Genomic DNA, 17,500 nt, shown 5'->3' with positions numbered 1-17,500 from the left:
TACACTTTTTATATCCGCTTTTGATTTCCTTGGGGGGCGCGGGTCGACGTTCGGGGGCGTGGCGGCGCCGTCCCCCCGCTTCCCCCCCCGCCCGGGGGGCGCCCCGCCCGCCCGTTTTTTTAACCCCCCGCGACCCCGGCGACCAAGATCGTGTTGATCAGGAGTCCGAGTAATATCGTTCCGGCTTCGAATCGCTGTGCGTGCAGGTCGGGGTCTGTATCTACAGCCATATCGAGGGATTACCCACTCGGATATGTTGCCAAACCGTGATCTGCTGATTCGGTCTCTGTCTGCTCTTTATTTCTATTTCATGTCTATTGCCTCCGAGGCCGCGCTGCCCGCCGGTGGCTGGTATCGCACAGGGGGTAGATCTTGGAGCGTCGGCACAGGCAGAGGGCGACGGTGAATCGGTCGCAGTGCAGGACCGTGCCGTCGTCGGTCACCAGGTCGACCGGTCCGTCGATCAGGGCCGGGCCCTCGGCGGTGAGCCGGACGCGGCGCGGCTCAGGGTGTGGTTCGGTCGGCACGGATGACCACCAGTTCCTCGTCTCGGTCGTTCGGGTCGATGAGGCCCGTGGCCGCCAGCCATCGGGCGCGGCGTCGCATGACGGGCCCGAACGGCGTCCTCGCTCGGGCCACCACCGCGGCCTTGAGTCCGCCGTCGCGCAGCTGGCGCAGCGTCCGCTCGGGCCCGCACACCCCGGAGTGCACGATCAGCGCCGTGCCGCGGTAGGCGAGCAGGCCGGGCAGCGTTTCGCACAGCGGGTCGAGCACCGCGCGGCCGGTCGGGCCCGCCTCCCAGGTGCGGCACCGGCCGCGGGGCGGCACGGTGGCGGGACCGGGGACGTAGGGCGGGTTGGCCACCACGACGTCGAACGGGCGCGGCCACCGCATCCGGGTGAAATCGCCGCGCCGCACCGCGAGCCGCCGCCCGCGGGCGCGGCTGTTGAGCCACGCCGACAGCAGCGCGGAACGCGAGATATCAACGGCGGTAACGTCTTCCGCCCCGAGTCGCTGCGCGTACAGGGCCAGGGCGCCCGTGCCCGTGCACAGGTCGAGCACCCGCGCCCCACGCGGGATGGGCGCGGCCGCCATGGCCCGCATCAGCAGTTCGGTGTCGGTCTGCGGGCGATAAACGCCGGGTGCGCGGAACAACATCATGTCGGGCGACTACCCGGTTATCGCCGTACCACCCGTCCCGATCGGATCCGGTATGTGCAGCGAGGTGCGCCCGCGCCGCCAGCTGTCGTCGAGCAGGTGCCGTTCGATGCGGTCCTCGAGCAGGTTGGTGGCCTGGATGCCGAAGACCACCGACGGCAGCACATCGGGGTCCTGCCGCAGCAGGTCGCCGATCACCTCGCGCCGCATGACCTGCTCGTGCACGGCGTCGGCCTCGATGTGCTCGGTGTAGAAGTGCACGCAGGCCGGATCCGCGCCGAGGCGGCGCAGCACCTCGGCCATGCGCCGCGCGGCCGGTGGCGAGGTGATCTCCACGGTCGCGAAATGCCCGACCAGCGCGCCGCGGCGACTGCCGTGCAGGCCGAACAGCGACATCATGTTCACCAGCGCCAGCATCGGCGCCGCCGCCACGTCCAGGTAGTGCAGATAGTCCGGGGACATCTCGGCGCCCGCGAGCAGATCCGCGAACAGGCGGGCGTGCACGCGCTCGCCGCGGCCGCCGCCGAATTCGTCGAATTCCACCGCCACGAGCGCCGCCTTCGCATGGCCGCGCAGCCGCGGTATCACCCACGCGTAGGGATCGGCCTCCTTGAGGTGATAGATCGACCGGTGTGCGAAATACTCGCGCAGATGCCACCAGCGGCCCTGCTCCGCCAGGAAGGCGCCGACGCCACCGGCCTCCTTCGGCTCGGTCACCAGCCGATCCATTTCGCCGTCGAGATCGTCGCCCCCGGCGACATCGCGGCGCAGCGCCGCGACGAAATGGTCCTCCAGCGCCGCCCGCAGTCGCAGCACCCCCGGATCCCACTCGCGGTCGGCGGGCACGGAGTCGAACCCGTGATAGTGCAGCTCGTAACACATGTGCAGCGCGAGGTGCAGGTCGTCGCCGTAGGGGTCGGCGGCGGTGATGTCGGGCGCCGGACCCGGGACCGCGCCGCTCAGCACGGCGCGCGCGTGGCTGGACAGCGGCCCGCGCGGGCTCGGCAGGGGAGCGGCGACCGGATCGGCGAGGGTGGTATCGGCGGTGGTCATATTCGGCGACTACCCGCCGTCGGCTCCGCCACACGAGCCGCGCGGACCGAAGACCGGTCCGTTGGTTGTTTCGAGCATCGCTGCGCGGGTAGCCGGTCGGCGTGCGCCGCCTCGGCGAACCCCGCGCGGCGGGACAGGTACGACGGCCCGGAGGAGGCGGATATGCAGGACAGTGAGACCGCGGCCCCCGAACGGCGGATGCGGCGCGGGGCCGCGGAGTTTCCGGACGAGACGCGTACCTCGCGCAAACACGCGGGGGAGGGGCTCGAGGACGGGTACAACATCCCCGGAATCGTGTTGTGCGCGTTGGGCATTGTCGCCACCGCGCTTGCCCTGACGGCGGCTGGCTACGGCTTCGCCGGGTGGGCCGTCGTGGCCGCGGTGGTGGCCGTGGCGTGCGCGCTCACCGGCGGCGTCTGGCTGCTGCTGGAGCACCGGCGGATCAAGTCCGACGAGGGTTTGACACTGCGCGACCCGATGGGGCACTGACGCGGCCGGGCGAGCTGGGAGGATTCGTGTCACAGGTGACCATCGGTGTGCTGGCCGATCCCGACCTCCCGGCGCGGCTGGCCCGGCAACTCGCCGACGACCTGCCGGACGCGCTACGCCGTTGTGGCGCAGCGGATCTCAGGTGGCGGGTCGAGGTTCTCGGTGACCCTTTCGAGGCGATGCACCCCGGGGACGACTACCTCATCGACAAGGCGCGCCACCACGTCCGCGACACCTCGTGGGATCTGGCGCTGTGCCTCACCGATCTGCCGCTGCGCGACGCGGGAGGCGTGATGGTCGCCACCGTCGACACGCGACGCCACATCGCGCTCGTATCCGTTCCCGCGCTGGGCGGGGTGCGGCTGCGTCACCGGCTGACCGCCCTCGTTCTGGCCGTGATCGGCGCGATCCGGCCGGAGACCCGCATTCCGGACAACCCCCGCGACGACCTCGCCGCCCGGCTGCCGCGCGGCCTGCGTGTCAGACGCGGGGACGCGACCGGAGAGATCCACGTGCACCGTTCCCGGCTGCCGGGCGTCGCCACGCTGCTGGCCGGGATGGTGCGTGCGAATCGGCCGTGGCAGCTGATCGTCGGGCTGTCCAACGCCCTGGCGGGCGCGCTGGCCGGTACCGCGTTCGGCGTGCTCTACTCCAGTATCTGGCAGCTGGCCACGGCGCTCGGACCGGTGCGGTTGATCGCCGTGACCGCCGCCGCGCTGACCACGCTGACCGTATGGACCGTTGCGGGGCACAGCCTGTGGGAGCGCCCGGCACCGGGCAGCCTGCGATCGCGCGACCCGGATCGCACGCTCCGCAATACCGGCACGCTCACCACGGTCGCGGTCGGCGCGGGCACGTTCTTCGCCGTTCTCTATCTGCTCGCGCTCGCCGCCGTCGCGGTGGCGATTCCGCCCGCGTACCTGGCGACCGTCCTGGCGCGCTCGGTCGATGTGCGGGACTATCTCACGATCGCGCTCATGGCCGCGGTGCTCGGCACCATCGCCGGTGCGGTCGGCTCCGGCCTGGAGGACGACGTCACGGTGCGCAAGGCCGCCTACGGGCACCGGGAGCTGGAACGCCGGCGCCGCGCCGAACAACTGCGCGACACCTCGGACACCTAACGGGTTTGCGTCTCGTCGAACTCGAAGTGCAGCGATTCGACGCAGCGGTCGAATTTGCGGGTCATTTCCGCTTCGCTGTCGGCGCCGATGAACAGGTCCGCCAATTCGTAGCTGTAGCTGTCCTGCGCGGGCATGTCCGACAGCCTGGTTCCCTCGGCGGGCACGACTTCGATGGTGACGCCTGGGATTTCGCGTTGCAGCCGGTCGATTTCGTCCTCGGTCGGAATCCGTGTGACGAGAGCGTCGGAGAACCTCCGGTAATACCATTTCGACGCGATCTCGTAGGGGCCCTCGCCCCGCGGCAGGGCGGGATCGAGCCCCAATCCGAGCCGGACCATGCAGTGGTGATTGGGTATGCCGTCCACGGCCGCGAACAGATCGGCGTGCGACTGTGAATGTCGTGCGTTGATCTCGAGCACCGACACCCGCCCGCTGTCCGGGTCGCAGAAGAATTCGATGCTGAACATCGAATTGTCCATGCCCATCCGGGTGATGACCCGCTCGGAGATGTCGAACATCCGGGCCACGATCTCGTGTGGCAATTGGGACGGATACTGGTGCCGCAGAAAGCAGGGCGTATCGGGGTAGTTGATCGAGTCCAGGGCACCGTTCAGGGTCACCCTCCCTTGGTGCACATAGCCTTCGGTCGCCGCCTGGACCCCGATGAGAGTCTCTTCGGCCAGGCAGGCCTGGCCACCGACCCGAGCGATCTCGGGCGGCAGCTCGATCCGATCGAGGATGAACTCGAACGGCCTGCCGACCCGGCCGACACCGCCGCGGATCTGCACGACGGCCTTGTCGAACTCGTCGTCGTCGTGGACGTGGAAGGCCAGCTCCGAGGAGAAGGATTTGACCGGTTTGAGCCAGACCGGATAGTCCATGCCGTCCGGTAGCCGCGGCTCACCCTCGAGGTCGACGATGCCGAACTTCGGGAGATCGTCGAGCACCTCGCTCTGCTTGAGCCGACTCCAATATTTGTGTTCGCACTTGACCACCGCTTCGAGATCGGTGCTGGGCAGGCCCAGCGGTTGACAGAGCAGGGGTACGAGCGCGGTGACGGGGAAGTCCCAGTATCCGACGATCGCGCCGATCCGCCCGTCGAACGCGTCGAGCGTCCGCTGCGCCTTGTCCAGTAGGTCTTCGATCGGGATCTCACCCTCCTGGGTTTCCTCCACCCCGAGCAGGGGGTGGAAGCGGAACCTGTCGGCATCCGGAATTTGTTCCAGCGTGCGGAGATTCCCCTCGTCCAGGGCGATGACGAAAATGTCGGTCTTCTCCATGGCCTATGCCGCCTCCTGAACGATCCGTACCAAGTGCCGCATCGCGCGGCGCGCTTCGGGGATGTCGGCCAGCAGCCAGGCATGGAACATGCCCTCGTATTCGAAGTATCCGAGGTCGACACCTTCGTCCGCGCAGCGCGCGCGGAAGCGGCGGGCGTCGGCGAGCAGCACATCGCGCGTGCCGACGAACAGGCTCAGGCGTCCCTGCGTCGCGGCGGGCGCGAACAGCGGGCTGATCACGGGATCCGAGCGGTCTCGCCCGCCCGCGTACAGCCGTCCGGCCTCGGCCAGGCCTGAGATACCGAGGTAGGGATCGTGGGGGTCGATGTCCTCGGCCGTCGGATCGGACATGGTGACATCGAGCCACGGCGAGATCATCACCACGTCCTTCGGACCGGCCGCACCCGCCGCGCCGATGCTGCGTGCCAGCACCAGCGCGAGCGCTCCACCGGCCGAATCACCCATGAAGACCCTGTCTTCCGGTGAGGTGTCGGCGAAGGCCGCGTCGTGGGCGGCCACGATCATCGGGATCGTGTCGCCCGGGTGGTGGTGTGGCGCGAGGGGATAGAGCGGGACCGTGACCGTGCACCCGGTCCGATCGACCAAGCGGGACAGGAACTTCCAGTGGTCCCGCTGGATCTGATGGACGTACGCGCCACCGTGCAGGTAGAACACGTGCCGGGAGCCGCTGCCGTGCCGGGGACGAATCGTGAACACCGGCCGTCCGTGCACCTCCCACTGCGTCACGCGATGACGTCGGCACAGCGCGGCCGGTGGCCTGTCCCGTCGGGGCCGCTGGCTCTTGTCGATGCTGCGGCGCAGCGCCGTCGCGGAGGCGAAGGTGCGCTTGGCCCCCGTCAGCCGCAGCGCCGCGATCAACATCCGGGCCCGCAGGCTGGGTGCCCCGGAGTCACGAGAGGTGGGCCGGATGTCAGACATGGTCACGAGGGATCCTCCGCTTCCAGTTTCGCGAGTACGTCCGCTGCTCACCCTCGAAACCGTCGAGTTGGGCGTGCACGACGAAATCCGTCGGCGTGCAAGTAACGTGGGTGCGGGTTTCGGTTCTGGTCAGCCAGTCGCCGCGGGAGAAGGTCATCGACCACGCGGTTTCCGCTGTGGCGGAACAGAAGTCGTCGGCCTGCCAGCGGTAGTGTTCGCGCACTCGGCGGTCCACCCGCAGGTCGTGCTCGTCGAAACGCACCAGTCCGGCGTCTTTGACGATGTTCAGCGCCGAGTGGTAGTCGATCAGGTCGCGGGAGACGGTCCACCTCTGTTCGCCGGGGGTGATCTGGGTGGTCGGCATCGGCTCCGAGCCCTCCGGCGCGCCGAACGGCTGCGGCGGGATCTCGTCGGATTCCGCGATCGGCCGGATCGGCAACCGGAGGCTGCTGCCCCCGGTGTGGACGATCAGCCGCGCGGGTTCCGGCGGCGGCCAGGCCAGCGGCCAATACGACGACGACACCGACAGCCGGATCCGGTGCCCGGCGGGAAATGCCTGCGCCACCGCGTTGAGTTGCACCGTGACGCGGTACCGCGCGCCGGGTTCCACCGGGCGCGGATCGTCGTGACCGTCCCGATGGGTCAGATTGAGCAGGCCGTAGGTGACGCGGGTCGCCCGGCCGTCGGGGTCGACGTCGGACAGCCTGGCCGCGATCATGGCCACCGGCTTGTCGGCGGACACCTCGAGGGTCAGGATCGGCGCGCCCAGGATTTCGCATCGCTCGGTCAGCTCGCCGGTGTCGAACACCAGCGAGCCGCCGTCCTCCTCGCGCTGGTCGTACGGGAGGTCCGGCGGCGCGCTGTAGGACGCCCACTTCCCGGCGAACTGGCCCACCGACAACGGCGATTCCAGGCCCAGATCCGCCGCCGGTACGTCTTCCCCGGGATTCCCGATCCGGTGTCTGGCCAGCGGATATTCGACGGGCCGCAGATGCGGCGAGGGCCAGCTCGGCTCGCCGACCCACCGGCCGGGCCGCTGTTCGTACGCCGTGGACGGCGGCACGCTGTCCTGCATCCAGGTGTAGAGCATCGGCCCGTCCATCACGCCGTTGTCGATATCCCGCAGCCAGCGGTCCCACCAGCGCACCACCTCCTGGAGGTAGCCGATGGCCGGGCCCGGCTCACCCAGGTGCGGATACCTGTGGGACCAGGGCCCGATCAGCCCCTTGCGCGGGACGTCCAGGTGGGCGAGCAATCGGGCGACGGCGTTGGAGTACCCGTCCGCCCACCCGCTCGAGGCCAGCACCGGAACCCGGACATCGGCGTAGTTCTCACACACCGACGCCCGCCGCCAGTACTCGTCGCGGCGCTGGTGCTCGAGCCAGTTCGCGGCCCACAGGCTGCAATTCTCCAAGCGCTCGAACCACATCTCGCGCCAGCGATCGCCCACCAGCGCGGGATCGGGCGGCAGCGTGCTGTAGGCGAACATGGTCGCCGACTCGGCGATGTTGTCCGACAGCAGCGCGCCGCCCATGTAGTGCATGTCGTCGGAATAGCGATCGTCGGTGAACGACGAGATGACGATGGCCCGCAATCCGGGCGGCCGGCGCGCCGCGACCTGTAGGGAGTTGAAGGCGCCCCAGGAGATACCCATCATGCCCAGCCGACCGTCGCACCAGGGCTGCTCGCGCATCCACGCCAGAACGTCCTCGGCGTCGCGATGTTCCTGCTCGAGATACTCGTCGGCGAGCACGCCCTCGGACTCCCCGGTACCCCGCAAATCGACTCGGACACACGCGTATCCGTGCGCGGCCATATAGGGATGGTGAATCGAATCCCGTACCGCGGTGAGATCCCGCTTGCGGTAGGGGATGTACTCCAGCACGCCCGGAACCGGTCGGTCGTCCGCGGCGATCGGCCGCCAGAGCTTGGCCGCCAGCCTGATCCCGTCGGACATCGGGATCCACACGTGCTCGTCCACGGTGATCTGTCGAGGCAGCGACGTGACCGTCCGCATTCGCTTCCTTTCCGTGCGGCGCGTATTCGCCCGGCTACCCGTTCGTCGGCGGGCTACACAACGTCGCCGAGGCCGCCGGATTCGGACTCGCGAAGCTGTCGCGGCGCGTGCCTCGGTTGGATGCCGGACCAGCGGGTATGCGCGAGAAGACGGAAGGAGTGTGATCGGGAATGGGAGAACATGACGTGAGCGCTGTCGCGCTGGTGTGCACGTTGAAACAGTCACCGGATCGCTCCAGCAGTGAGCTGATGGCCGAACAGGTACTCGCCGAGCTGGCGTCGCACGACGTCGCCGGGACCGTCGTGCGGGTCGTGGACTTCGATATTCGACCGGGCATCAGCGACGACGAGGGCGACGGTGACCAATGGCCGCGCATCCGCGACAAGGTCGCCGCCGCCGACATCGTGCTGATCTCGACGCCCACCTGGCTCGGTCACATGTCGTCAGTCGCCCAGCGGGTCCTGGAACGCCTGGACGCGGAGGTGTCCAAGACCGACGACCGGGACCGTCCGGCGATGTTCGACAAGGTCGGCATCGCCGCGATCGTCGGTAACGAGGACGGCGCCCACAAGATCGCCGCGGATCTGTTCCAGGCCCTCGACGACATCGGATTCACCATCCCCGCCCAGGGCTGCACCTACTGGAACGACCAGGCCATGGGCGGAACCGACTACCAGGACCTGGAGAAGACCCCGGATGCGGTCGCCGGTACCACGGCCACCCTCGCCCGCAACGCCGCCCACCTCGCCCGCCTGCTGCGCACCGACGGGTACGGCTAGGGCGGGTTATCCGGTGCCCGCCCAGTGCGTCGCGTGGTCGCGGACGAATTCGGCGAAGGTGCGGGGCGGACGGCCGGTCAGGTCCAGCACCGCGGTGCTGACGCGGTCCTCCGCACCGGCTCGGACACCGATGTCCACCGCGGCGATGGCGGCCGCGAACTCGGCGGACATGCCCGCGGCCCGGTAGAGCGCCGCCTGCTCGTCGACCCCGATCGCCACCGCACGGACCGGCCGCCCGGTGTGGGTGGTGATCAGCGCCGCCGCATCGGGGTAGCTCAGGGCCTTCGGCCCGGTGAGCAGGTGGTCGCGCCGGTCGTCGGACTCGGGGTCCGGGGCGGTCAGCAAGGCGGAGGCGGCGGCCGCGATATCGCGCGCGTCGATCCAGCCCATGCGGCCGTCGCCCGCGGCGGTGCGAACCTCGCCGTGCCGCCGGATGCGCTCTCCGATCGGGTGCGGGCTCAGGAAGTTCTGCATGAATCCGGAGGCGCGCAGCACGACCCATCCCGGCCGGGCCCGCACCCGCGCGGCCATCTCCAGCGCGCTGGGTGCGTTCGGCAGCACGACGGCGGAGCCGAGCAGCACCACCCGTCGCACGCCGAGCCGCTGCGCCTCGGCCAGGAAGGGTTCGACCAGCGGCATCGGGTCCACGGTGTTCACCGGCGGCACCAGGAAGATCCGATCCATCCCGCGCAGCGCGGCCGGATGGGTGGCCGGATCGTTCCAGTCGAACCGGATCGCGTCGCGGTCGTCGGCAGCCGGGTTGCGACTGGCCACCCGGACGGGAATGCCTTTGCCGCGCAACAGCGTCACCAGCGAGCTGCCGGTGGTGCCGGTGCCACCGGTCACCAGGACGCCGGTCATCGGGTGGTCCCGGGCCGCAGCGTGTCGAGCAGCTCGGGCAGCGTTCCGGCCGCCGTGGCATTGGCCAGCGGGTTCCAGTAGTCCCGGAAGCCGGTGATCGCGCCGTCGCGAACGGTAATCACCACGATGTAGTCCATCCGGTAGGGCTCTCCGGTGCGCACCGAGCGTCCGGTGGCGTGGTACTCCACCACGACGGTGTCCGGTCGGTCGGTGTGGAGCACGGCGAACGCCGGGATCTCCTGCAGGTCATACACATTCGGGAATCCGGCCAGGTAGCGGCGGATCTCTTCGCGCCCGGTCAACCGGCGCGGCGAGTCCCCGGTGGCGAACGGGAATTCGGCGGTGCCGTCCTCGGCCCACAGGTCGGCGGCGCCGTCCGGATCCTTCGCCACCATCAGCTCCAGCAGCCGGCGCATCGTCTGCTCGGGAGTTCTCGACATATCCTCTCCAATGTTCCACGGGCGGTACGCAATTCAGACTGGCCGCGCCCGCGCCGCCCGGGAACCCACAGCCGAGCCCCGGACTGCCGGTCCGTGGCTGAGCCCGGCGACCCGTGCCACCATGGACAGAGTGAGCAGAGCCGAACTGGCCGATTTCCTGCGCCACCGCCGGGAGGCGCTGCGCCCGGACCAGGTGCCGGGCGTCACCCACCAGGCGGGCCGGAGCGCAAGGCGCACTCCGGGTTTGCGTCGTGAAGAGGTTGCCTCGCTGGCCGGGATGTCGGTCAGCTACTACGAGCGGCTGGAGCAGGCCCGCGCTCCGCGTCCGTCCCCCGAGGTGCTGGCCGCGCTGGGTACGGCCCTGCGGTTCACGCCCGCGGAGCGCGAGCATCTGGCGCGGCTGGCCGGGCAGGTGCCGCCCGGCTCGGCCGCCGATCGGTCACCGGTGCCCGCCGAGGCGCGGCAACTGCTGGACCGGCTCGGGCCGATACCCGCCTACCTGATCGACGAGCGGCTCGACATCGTGGCCTTCAACAGCGCCGCGGCCGCGTTGATCCCCGGGCTGGAGTTGCTTCCCGCCGACCAGCGCAACACCGTGAAGCTTTCCATCCGGCTGGGCGGCACGTTCTGCCGGGCGGCGGCCGGTGCGGACGGCGAGTTCGCCCGGCAGTTCGCCGCCCAGCTGCGCACGGCCGCCGTCCGCTACCCGGCCGACCGGGTGCTCGGCGAGCTGGTCAACGAACTCGCGGCGCACAGCCCGGAATTCGCCGCGGGCTGGCGCGACCACGACGTGCGACCGGTACCCACGCTGCGCAAGATCCTGCACCATCCCGACCTGGGCGAGCTGGAGGTGACCTGCCAAACCCTGCTGCTCCCCGGCACCGACCTGCAACTGGCGATGTACACCGCGGACCCGGGCAGCCCGACCGCCACCGCCCTCACCCGCCTCGGGGTCCAGGGCGAATAGCCCGACGGCCGAGCGATTCCCAGTCGCCCGCGGAGGGTCAGCGAATTTTCTCCGGGATCGTGTCGAGTGCGTGGAGCACATGTTCGGCGAGTGCGGTCGCGGCGTTGCCGTCGAGGTCGGAGTGCTTCTGCACGGCGTCTCGGACGCGAGCCACCCGGCGCTCGTAGGGCGTTGGCATTGCCATTCTTGATTCCTTCTCGATCCGGCGCGCCTGTCGATGTCGACCAGCTGTCAAGCCCAGCCTAGCTGGCCGCTACAGCGCATGTCTACACTGTTGACATCAGGTGTTGTTCGGCGTGTACTGGAGGTGTCTCGGCGATCCGAGGGCTCATCATCTTCGGGCTCGCCGTCCGGCACGGTCGTTCCGGCCGAGAGAGGAGCGTCCACGATGACACCACCCGCCCCCGCCATCGCGGTGCGGCACAAGAGTTCCGGCTACAGCCCGCGGCTTCGAGTCGCGCCCGAATCCCGCCGCCCCCGGCCCGTCGACGGCGCATGGTGGCCGCACGGCGACGACCTCGTCGCCGAACTCCCCGATCTGCTCGCGGTGCTCACCGCCCGGCTCGGGCCGATCGATCGCGTGATCTACCACCTCGACACCTGGGCTCCGGCTCCCGGTAAAGCGGCCATCGAAGGCCGAAGGGTGCACCTCGACGGTTACCGGTACAGACCGGCTCACACCATCGACGTCGTCCCACTCAGGGGCACCGCCCTCGCCCTGCTGATCATCCCGCCGCACACCACCCGAGACTCCGCGGAGGCCGCCATGACGGCCGCGGCCGACCCCCATAACGCCTCGACCGCCGCGTCCCTGCTCGCCTTCACCGCACCACAGCACGACGAGGTCGGTGTGGAAATCGGTGGCGCAGAACAACGATGGGAGTCCGAAGGCGGGTCTACCCCCTATTCGAGCCGAAACTAACTGGTACACAATAGAATACGGTTGTAGAATCACCTCCGGTTCTGTGCCTCGTCGATGTGGAGGGGACAGGCGATATGGTCGCACGCACCGAAACCGACGGTCGGTTGGCCCTCGGCCCGCGGGAGGTCGAGGAGATCGGTCGGCAGCTGGACGAGCTGCGCGCGCGGATCACCGCCGATCTGGGCACGAGAGACCGCGAAAACATCTACTCGATCATCAAGGCGCGGCGCTGAGTGTTTCCAAGATCTTGGACAATATGGAGATCGGCCACAACGTGTTGCACGGCCAGTGGGACTGGATGCGCGAGCCGGGCCTGAATTCCCGTGTGTTCGAGTGGGATCTGGTGTGCCCGGCCGATCAGTGAAGCGCTCCCACAACTACCTACACCAACATCCACGGCCGCGATCGCGACCTCGGCTACGGGCTGCTGCGCATCACCGAGGAGCAGCGCTGGAACCGTACTACCTGGGCAATCCGGTGTACGCGTTCGCGCTGATGCTGTCGGTCGAATGGGGTCTGCTGCTGCACGACCTGGAGGTGGACAACATCGTGCGGGGCAAGCGCGGATGGTCCGACAGCATCACCTGTTCCCGGATCTGCCGTCCAACCGGTACTCGGAGATCGCGCCCGAGGTGCGCGCGCTGTGTGAGAAATACGGCCTGTCCTACAACACCGGCCCGCTGAGCAGGCAGATCGGAACGGTGTGGCTGAAGATCCTCCGGCTGGCATTGCCGACCGTGCGGTACAATAAACATATCGGCGACATATCGCATGATCCTCACCTCGAGGCTGCCGCGTCGTCCGATTCGAAGAAATAGGCCCGTTCGCGGCCGAGACAGGAGCGTCGGACATGACGCGTCAACACACCCACGCCGGGACCGTGGCCCACAGCCCGCCCGCCGAACCCACGCTGCGACTGCGGCTGAAAACCAACCCCGCCAAGACCGGCTACGTCGACGGAGCGTGGTGGCCCTACGGCGACGACCTCGCCGCCGAGCTGCCATTGATGTTGGCCGCCTTGGCAATCCGGCTCGGACCCGTCCACCGAGTGAGCTACAACCTCGCCGAATGGGCCACGGCGCCCGGCGATCTCGCCATCGGCGGACAGGCCGTGCGACTCGACGGGCATCCCTACAACACCGTGCACACGATCGAGGTGCTCGATATCGCCGACCGGCGACTGGTCCTGCTCGTGATCCCGCCCACCACCGACGCGGACCACGCATTCACGGCAATGGTGTCCGCGTCCGCCACCGACAACACCGCCACCGTGGACCACCTGCTGGCGATCCGGCCATCGGCGCGCAGGGCCCGCACGAAAAGCGCCGTCGCACAGCAGCGATGGAACGCCGGGTGCACGAAGGTCGGGAGTCTCCCGTGACCGTCGTCCTCGGCCTGATCCCTACGCGCCAGCTGCCAGCGCGCCCCCGGGCGTGATGGCGGTGCTGTTGTCAGTCGGGGAGCTGGCCGAGGAGCCAGGTGCCGACGCTGTCGGGGGTGTCGTCGAAGTAGTAGTCGTGGATGGCGTGTAGCAGGTCGTCGGTGCTGATGTGGCCGTCGCCGTCGGTGTCGAGGCGGTGGTGGATGGTGCGGGCGTCGGATTCGGGCAGGTGCATCAGGGCGCCGGTCCAGCGGACGTGTTCGTCGGCGTCGAGCAGGCCGTCTCCGTCGGTGTCGGCGACCGAGGCGAGCAGGTCCCACAACCTCAGGCTCAGTTCCAGCAGCCGCTGCCGGGCGGGCGAGTCGGCACCGTGACCGAACGCATCGGCGACCGCGGTTGCGGAGGATTCGAAGTCGCCGCGATCGATGCGGCCGTTGCCGTCGAAATCGAAAGTCTGGAACCGTCGTTCGAGTTTGCGCCGGAGAAAATCGCTCGTCTGCATGCCGTTCCTCCCAGTGGATCGGACCCTTCGACGGCCCGCGAGTGACCGCCGGATCAGGATACGGTGTGGTGGCGGGAGGATTGGCGCCTGGCCCTTTTTCGGTTGTGCCACATGAGATTTCGGCAACTCGAGCCGGATTCCCGGAAACCCCGAACGGAATCGGATGGTGCTCGCTGCGATTTGCCCGACCGCGGGCAGCAGGGGTACGGCGATGGCTGCGCTAAAGACGGTGCTGTCGCTCCTCGAGTCGGTGAGCACCGGCGGCCCGGGCCGGACGAGCGGCGACGGATGAGCACCACGACTGCGCGAATGGTCATCGTGGAATATGGTCCGGCGATCCGCCGCTGGCGGCGGCAGCCGCATGCCGAGGACGTCAGGGCAGGCGCGCGCAGTTGGTCGGTGCTGGTGTGCCTGCCAGGCGCTGGGTGAGCCAGTCGTGGGCGGCGAAGGTGGCGGGCAGGTATTCCAGCAGGTGGCCGATGCCGAGGCTGGGAAACAGTGGCGGCAGCCAGGTGGTCGGTTCGAACTGCACGCTCGCGCCCTGCGCGCACCAGTCCACGGCGAGCTGGCGGGCCTGCGGGTAGGGCAGGACATCGTCGTTGGTGCCCGCGGCGATCAGGACCGGTGCGACGGGCTTGCGTCTGCCGATGCGCTGCTCGTCGATGATGGCCGCCAATTCCGGTGAGCTGTCGAGAAGTTCGGCGGGGGTGCGGCCTCCGGCGGTGTACCAGTTCGGCGGTCGGAACAGGGTGCGCAGGACCGCCTCGCCGATGCAGGTGTCGGCCAGCTCGGCCATCATCTGCTTGCCCGCGGGATTGGTGACGGCGTCGATGATCGGCGCGGTCTCGGGCTGGTTGGCGACGATGCCGTTGAGCACATAGCCCAGCAACCCCGCAGCGGTGCCACCGATCACACCGGGCACGACCCCGTTCAGCGCAGGCGAGGTCAGCATGGCCTCGCGCAGGTCCGCGGGGGTGGCTCCGGTGTAGGTGCCGCGCAGGTCGAGTTCGGGAGCGTATTCGCCCTGGAGTTCCGCAGCGGCGGCGGCCGCGCCGCCACCCTGGGAGTAGCCGAAAATCCCGGTGGGACGCGAGATTCCGGTCAGCGCCTCGGCCGCGCGGATCGAGTCGAGGACGGCATGGGCTTCGGCGGCGCGGTTGACGTAGTCGTGCACGGCGGGAGTGCCGAGGCCGTGATAGTCGGTGATCACCACGGCCATGCCGCGGGCGAGCAGCGCGTAGGCGGTGATCACCTCATAGCTGGCCCAGATGTCGAGGGGGAAGTTGTAGTGGATGAGCTGGGCGAAACCTTTCGACGGCACGCACTGGTCGCCCTGGCCCTGGGTGCCCGGCGCGACCGCGACGAGTGGGCGCGGCCCCGGTCCGTTCCACGGCAGCGTGGGTTCGAGATAGGTGCCGGTGACCGCGGCCGGGTCGCCGTGGGTGTCGGCACTCAGATACATGAGGCGGGTGGCCTCGGCCGGGACCTGCCCGTCCCGGCCGGGCAGCGCCAGGGCCAGGGAATACGGCTCGCTGCGCAGGATCTGCCCCGGTGCGCCCGCCGGGAGCGGCGTGGGCGGCAGGTAGAAGTCGCCGCCCTGCGACGAACCCGAGGCCGAACCGGAACCCGGTGCCGCGGTGGCGGGTACGGCGCCGACGGTCAGCGCCGCGGTGGCCGCGAGGACCACCGTCCCGAGCTTCGCCAGCGGCCGTCTCCGCCGACCGGTGCCTCGTGTCGGCCGCCACGTCATCGTGCCTGGGGACATCGATTCTCCTTATGCTGTCGCCGCGGTGCTGTCCGCGGTCGCGGTGATCAGGAAGTCGCGATCGTCGGGTTCGGCGAGCATGGTGGTCATCGTCTTGCGGTCGAAGGGCCACAGGTCGATGGTGTTCTGGTCGGTGAAGTACCAGGAGTTGCAGCCGGTGTTCCACACCGTCGGGCCCATCGCCGCGGCGACGGCGTCGTTGAATCGGGCCGTCGCGGCCTCGGTGACTTCGACGGTGTCGAATTCGCCCGCGGCGAACCGGCGCAGCCAGCGCGTGATGTAGCGGGCGGTCAGCTCGGCCGAATACTGCAGCGAGATCGAGCCGGTCGGTGAGTTCGGGCCGAGCACGGTGAACAGGTTCGGGAATCCGGGAATCGCCGTCATCCGGTAGGCGCGTGGGCCTTTCGCCCAGGCCTGGTCGATGTGCAGGCCGTCGCGGCCGCGCAGGTTCATCGGCCGCATGTAGTTGTGCGGGTGGAAACCCGTCGCGAAAACGATGACGTCGACGGCATGTTCGCGCCCGTCGGCGGTGCGGAGACCGGTCGGGGTGACCTCGGTGATCTTCTCGGTGACCAGTTCGGCATTGTCGGCCTGGATCGCCCGGTAGTAGGTGCCGGAGACGACCTGCCGTTTGCACAGAGGCTGGTAGTTCGGTGTCAATGCCTGCCGCAGGGCCTCGTCGCGAACCTGGACGCGCAGCGACAGCCGCGCCAGCTGTTGCACCGCGCGCCGCCGCCAGGTCGGGCGCAGGGCGACATCGGCGAGGATGCCCGAGGCCCACAGCGAGGCCGCGTACACCCGCTCGTGCAGGGTCGGCGACGCCGCGAATACCCTTGCCGCCAGCCGGGATTGGGGCAATCCCATGGGCGCCCACAGCACCCACTGCGGTGTGCGGGTGAACTGGATCAGCTTCGCCGCGTCCGGCTGCAGCGCCGAAACCACCTGCACCCCGGTCGAACCCGAACCGACCACCGCGATCCGCTTGCCCGCGGTGACGATGGAATCGTCCCAGCGGGCGGTGTGCACGACAGCCCCCTCGAAGCTGTCGAGGCCCGGCAGGTCCGGGGTGAACGGATGATGCAGGACCCCGGTCGCGGCGATCACGAAGTCGGCCCGCAACTCGGCACCGTCGGCGACGGTGACGGTCCAGCGGCGACCATCGAAGACCGCGTCGGTGACCTCGCTGTTCAGGCGCAGATGCGCGCGCAACCCGAAGCGGTCGACGACCTCGGCGTGGTAGCGCTGGATCTCCGGGCCGGTGGCCCAGACCCGGCTCCAGTCGGGTTTGGGGGCGAAGCCGAACTGATAGAGCTGCGAGGGCACATCACAGGTCAGCCCGGGGTAGCGGTTCCAGAACCACACCCCGCCGACGTCGGCTCCCTTCTCCAGGATCACGAAATCGTCGAATCCGGCCTTCTCGAGCGTGACCGCGGCCGAGATTCCGGCGACACCGGCACCGATGATGACGATCTTCGGTGTACGAATCGGCTTGGTAGCCATCAGCTTTCGCCTTTCGGGCACATGGCTCGAGATCCGGCCGCGGCGTGCAGTTTCGCGCGCAGGACCTTGCCGCTGGCGTTGCGGGGGATCTCGTCGAGCGCGATGAACCGTTTGGGCACCTTGTAGCGCTCGAGTTCTTCGCGCACATGGGCTTTGAGCGCGTCCTCACTCGGCGCCGCGGCGTGGGGGCCGAGCACGACGAAGGCGTTGAGTACCTGCCCGAACTCGGCGTCCGGGACGCCGATCACGACCGCGTCGGTGATGTCGGGGTGGGTGGCGAGACGGTCTTCGACCTCGCCGGGGAAGACGTTCTCCCCGCCGGAGAC

Annotated in this window: 19 protein-coding genes and 1 pseudogene; 7 read left to right on the top strand and 13 right to left on the bottom strand. The window is 69.1% G+C overall.

All coding sequences use genetic code 11. The features are described from left to right. Nucleotides 1-314 precede the first annotated feature (314 nt). The 3 genes from QH290_RS15480 to QH290_RS15470 are packed head-to-tail and all read right to left on the bottom strand — an operon-like array spanning nt 315 to nt 2,211. Nucleotides 315-527, bottom strand: coding sequence for a CDGSH iron-sulfur domain-containing protein (locus tag QH290_RS15480; protein WP_280266418.1), 213 nt, complete (start codon nt 525-527; stop codon nt 315-317). Further along, nucleotides 505-1,161 (bottom strand): class I SAM-dependent methyltransferase, encoded by a 657-nt coding sequence (locus QH290_RS15475; protein WP_280266417.1) that lies wholly within the window; start codon nt 1,159-1,161, stop codon nt 505-507. Before QH290_RS15475 ends, QH290_RS15480 begins: the two co-directional genes overlap by 23 nt. 9 nt (nt 1,162-1,170) lie before the next feature. Next, nucleotides 1,171-2,211, bottom strand: coding sequence for an iron-containing redox enzyme family protein (locus QH290_RS15470; protein WP_280266416.1), 1,041 nt, complete (start codon nt 2,209-2,211; stop codon nt 1,171-1,173). 162 nt (nt 2,212-2,373) lie between these two features. Between QH290_RS15470 and QH290_RS15465 the strand changes: the two genes are divergently transcribed. Continuing rightward, the gene (locus QH290_RS15465) at nt 2,374-2,700 is read left to right on the top strand and encodes a hypothetical protein (RefSeq protein ID WP_280383524.1); all 327 of its coding nucleotides are present in this window, start codon (nt 2,374-2,376) and stop codon (nt 2,698-2,700) included. A 26-nt stretch (nt 2,701-2,726) separates the two neighbouring features. Continuing rightward, nucleotides 2,727-3,821 carry a hypothetical protein gene (locus tag QH290_RS15460; protein WP_280266414.1) on the top strand — a complete coding sequence of 365 codons (1,095 nt, stop codon included), beginning with the start codon at nt 2,727-2,729 and terminating at the stop codon, nt 3,819-3,821. On the opposite strand, the gene QH290_RS15455 is transcribed toward QH290_RS15460, so the two are convergent. The 3 genes from QH290_RS15455 to QH290_RS15445 are packed head-to-tail and all read right to left on the bottom strand — an operon-like array spanning nt 3,818 to nt 8,057. Further along, the gene (locus QH290_RS15455; protein ID WP_280383522.1) at nt 3,818-5,101 is read right to left on the bottom strand and encodes an ATP-grasp domain-containing protein; all 1,284 of its coding nucleotides are present in this window, start codon (nt 5,099-5,101) and stop codon (nt 3,818-3,820) included. The genes QH290_RS15460 and QH290_RS15455 overlap by 4 nt on opposite strands. Nucleotides 5,102-5,104: 3 nt before the next feature. Beyond that, the gene (locus QH290_RS15450; RefSeq protein ID WP_280383526.1) at nt 5,105-6,040 is read right to left on the bottom strand and encodes an alpha/beta hydrolase fold domain-containing protein; all 936 of its coding nucleotides are present in this window, start codon (nt 6,038-6,040) and stop codon (nt 5,105-5,107) included. Next, nucleotides 6,033-8,057 carry a CocE/NonD family hydrolase gene (locus tag QH290_RS15445; RefSeq protein ID WP_280383520.1) on the bottom strand — a complete coding sequence of 675 codons (2,025 nt, stop codon included), beginning with the start codon at nt 8,055-8,057 and terminating at the stop codon, nt 6,033-6,035. The genes QH290_RS15450 and QH290_RS15445 overlap by 8 nt, the downstream gene beginning before the upstream one ends. A 170-nt stretch (nt 8,058-8,227) precedes the next feature. Here QH290_RS15445 and QH290_RS15440 point away from each other — a divergent pair, with 170 nt between their 5' ends. Then, entirely contained in the window at nt 8,228-8,836 is a 609-nt protein-coding gene (locus QH290_RS15440; protein WP_280383518.1) for a flavodoxin family protein, read from the top strand. A gap of 6 nt (nt 8,837-8,842) precedes the next feature. Here the strand turns inward: QH290_RS15440 and QH290_RS15435 are convergent, their stop codons facing one another. Together QH290_RS15435 and QH290_RS15430 are read right to left on the bottom strand one after the other, a co-directional pair. After that, a complete protein-coding gene (locus QH290_RS15435) occupies nt 8,843-9,697 on the bottom strand; it encodes an NAD-dependent epimerase/dehydratase family protein (RefSeq protein WP_280266410.1) in 855 nt (284 codons plus the stop codon). After that, the gene (locus tag QH290_RS15430; RefSeq protein WP_280266409.1) at nt 9,694-10,137 is read right to left on the bottom strand and encodes a nuclear transport factor 2 family protein; all 444 of its coding nucleotides are present in this window, start codon (nt 10,135-10,137) and stop codon (nt 9,694-9,696) included. The genes QH290_RS15435 and QH290_RS15430 overlap by 4 nt, the downstream gene beginning before the upstream one ends. Nucleotides 10,138-10,267: 130 nt before the next feature. Between QH290_RS15430 and QH290_RS15425 the strand changes: the two genes are divergently transcribed. After that, nucleotides 10,268-11,104 (top strand): helix-turn-helix transcriptional regulator, encoded by an 837-nt coding sequence (locus QH290_RS15425; protein ID WP_280266408.1) that lies wholly within the window; start codon nt 10,268-10,270, stop codon nt 11,102-11,104. Nucleotides 11,105-11,141: 37 nt separating this feature from the next. On the opposite strand, the gene QH290_RS15420 is transcribed toward QH290_RS15425, so the two are convergent. Beyond that, a complete protein-coding gene (locus QH290_RS15420; protein WP_280266407.1) occupies nt 11,142-11,288 on the bottom strand; it encodes a DUF6307 family protein in 147 nt (48 codons plus the stop codon). Between the two features lie 204 nt (nt 11,289-11,492). On the opposite strand from QH290_RS15420, the gene QH290_RS15415 reads away from it, so the two are divergent. The 3 genes and pseudogenes from QH290_RS15415 (at nt 11,493) to QH290_RS15405 (ending at nt 13,407) form a co-directional block, all read left to right on the top strand. Continuing rightward, nucleotides 11,493-12,026, top strand: coding sequence for a DUF5994 family protein (locus tag QH290_RS15415; RefSeq protein ID WP_280383516.1), 534 nt, complete (start codon nt 11,493-11,495; stop codon nt 12,024-12,026). A 74-nt stretch (nt 12,027-12,100) separates the two neighbouring features. After that, nucleotides 12,101-12,844 (top strand): annotated as a pseudogene (locus QH290_RS15410) (fatty acid desaturase family protein). A 32-nt stretch (nt 12,845-12,876) separates the two neighbouring features. After that, a complete protein-coding gene (locus QH290_RS15405) occupies nt 12,877-13,407 on the top strand; it encodes a DUF5994 family protein (RefSeq protein ID WP_280266405.1) in 531 nt (176 codons plus the stop codon). Between the two features lie 70 nt (nt 13,408-13,477). Here the strand turns inward: QH290_RS15405 and QH290_RS15400 are convergent, their stop codons facing one another. From QH290_RS15400 to QH290_RS15385, 4 genes are all read right to left on the bottom strand, one after another. Continuing rightward, nucleotides 13,478-13,909, bottom strand: a complete 432-nt coding sequence (locus QH290_RS15400; RefSeq protein ID WP_280383513.1) for an EF-hand domain-containing protein — start codon at nt 13,907-13,909, stop codon at nt 13,478-13,480. Nucleotides 13,910-14,282: 373 nt separating this feature from the next. Then, complete coding sequence (locus tag QH290_RS15395) at nt 14,283-15,674, bottom strand: lipase family protein (protein WP_280383511.1); 1,392 nt, start codon at nt 15,672-15,674, stop codon at nt 14,283-14,285. Between the two features lie 9 nt (nt 15,675-15,683). Further along, nucleotides 15,684-17,174: a flavin-containing monooxygenase gene (locus tag QH290_RS15390; RefSeq protein WP_280383509.1), complete on the bottom strand. Its 1,491-nt coding sequence runs from the start codon at nt 17,172-17,174 to the stop codon at nt 15,684-15,686. Then, nucleotides 17,174-17,500 (bottom strand): AMP-binding enzyme (locus tag QH290_RS15385; protein WP_425301820.1); only part of this gene is annotated, 327 nt, incomplete at its 5' end. The genes QH290_RS15390 and QH290_RS15385, both read right to left, overlap by 1 nt.

The organism is Nocardia wallacei, assembly GCF_029869545.1.
GTDB classification, from domain to species: domain Bacteria; phylum Actinomycetota; class Actinomycetes; order Mycobacteriales; family Mycobacteriaceae; genus Nocardia; species Nocardia wallacei_A.
Note: the sequence above shows the minus strand (reverse complement) of the source record. Positions and strands in the feature narration are given on the sequence as shown.

Excerpts from the sequence above, each read along its gene's own strand:
- QH290_RS15400 (WP_280383513.1), bottom strand. The coding sequence starts at position 13,909 with ATGCAGACGAGCGATTTTCTCCGGCGCAAACTCGAACGACGGTTCCAG.
- QH290_RS15475 (WP_280266417.1), bottom strand. The coding sequence starts at position 1,161 with ATGATGTTGTTCCGCGCACCCGGCGTTTATCGCCCGCAGACCGACACC.
- QH290_RS15390 (WP_280383509.1), bottom strand. The coding sequence starts at position 17,174 with ATGGCTACCAAGCCGATTCGTACACCGAAGATCGTCATCATCGGTGCC.
- QH290_RS15440 (WP_280383518.1), top strand. The coding sequence starts at position 8,228 with ATGGGAGAACATGACGTGAGCGCTGTCGCGCTGGTGTGCACGTTGAAA.
- QH290_RS15395 (WP_280383511.1), bottom strand. The coding sequence starts at position 15,674 with ATGTCCCCAGGCACGATGACGTGGCGGCCGACACGAGGCACCGGTCGG.
- QH290_RS15415 (WP_280383516.1), top strand. The coding sequence starts at position 11,493 with ATGACACCACCCGCCCCCGCCATCGCGGTGCGGCACAAGAGTTCCGGC.
- QH290_RS15430 (WP_280266409.1), bottom strand. The coding sequence starts at position 10,137 with ATGTCGAGAACTCCCGAGCAGACGATGCGCCGGCTGCTGGAGCTGATG.
- QH290_RS15450 (WP_280383526.1), bottom strand. The coding sequence starts at position 6,040 with ATGTCTGACATCCGGCCCACCTCTCGTGACTCCGGGGCACCCAGCCTG.
- QH290_RS15435 (WP_280266410.1), bottom strand. The coding sequence starts at position 9,697 with ATGACCGGCGTCCTGGTGACCGGTGGCACCGGCACCACCGGCAGCTCG.
- QH290_RS15405 (WP_280266405.1), top strand. The coding sequence starts at position 12,877 with ATGACGCGTCAACACACCCACGCCGGGACCGTGGCCCACAGCCCGCCC.
- QH290_RS15420 (WP_280266407.1), bottom strand. The coding sequence starts at position 11,288 with ATGGCAATGCCAACGCCCTACGAGCGCCGGGTGGCTCGCGTCCGAGAC.
- QH290_RS15455 (WP_280383522.1), bottom strand. The coding sequence starts at position 5,101 with ATGGAGAAGACCGACATTTTCGTCATCGCCCTGGACGAGGGGAATCTC.
- QH290_RS15465 (WP_280383524.1), top strand. The coding sequence starts at position 2,374 with ATGCAGGACAGTGAGACCGCGGCCCCCGAACGGCGGATGCGGCGCGGG.
- QH290_RS15445 (WP_280383520.1), bottom strand. The coding sequence starts at position 8,057 with ATGCGGACGGTCACGTCGCTGCCTCGACAGATCACCGTGGACGAGCAC.
- QH290_RS15470 (WP_280266416.1), bottom strand. The coding sequence starts at position 2,211 with ATGACCACCGCCGATACCACCCTCGCCGATCCGGTCGCCGCTCCCCTG.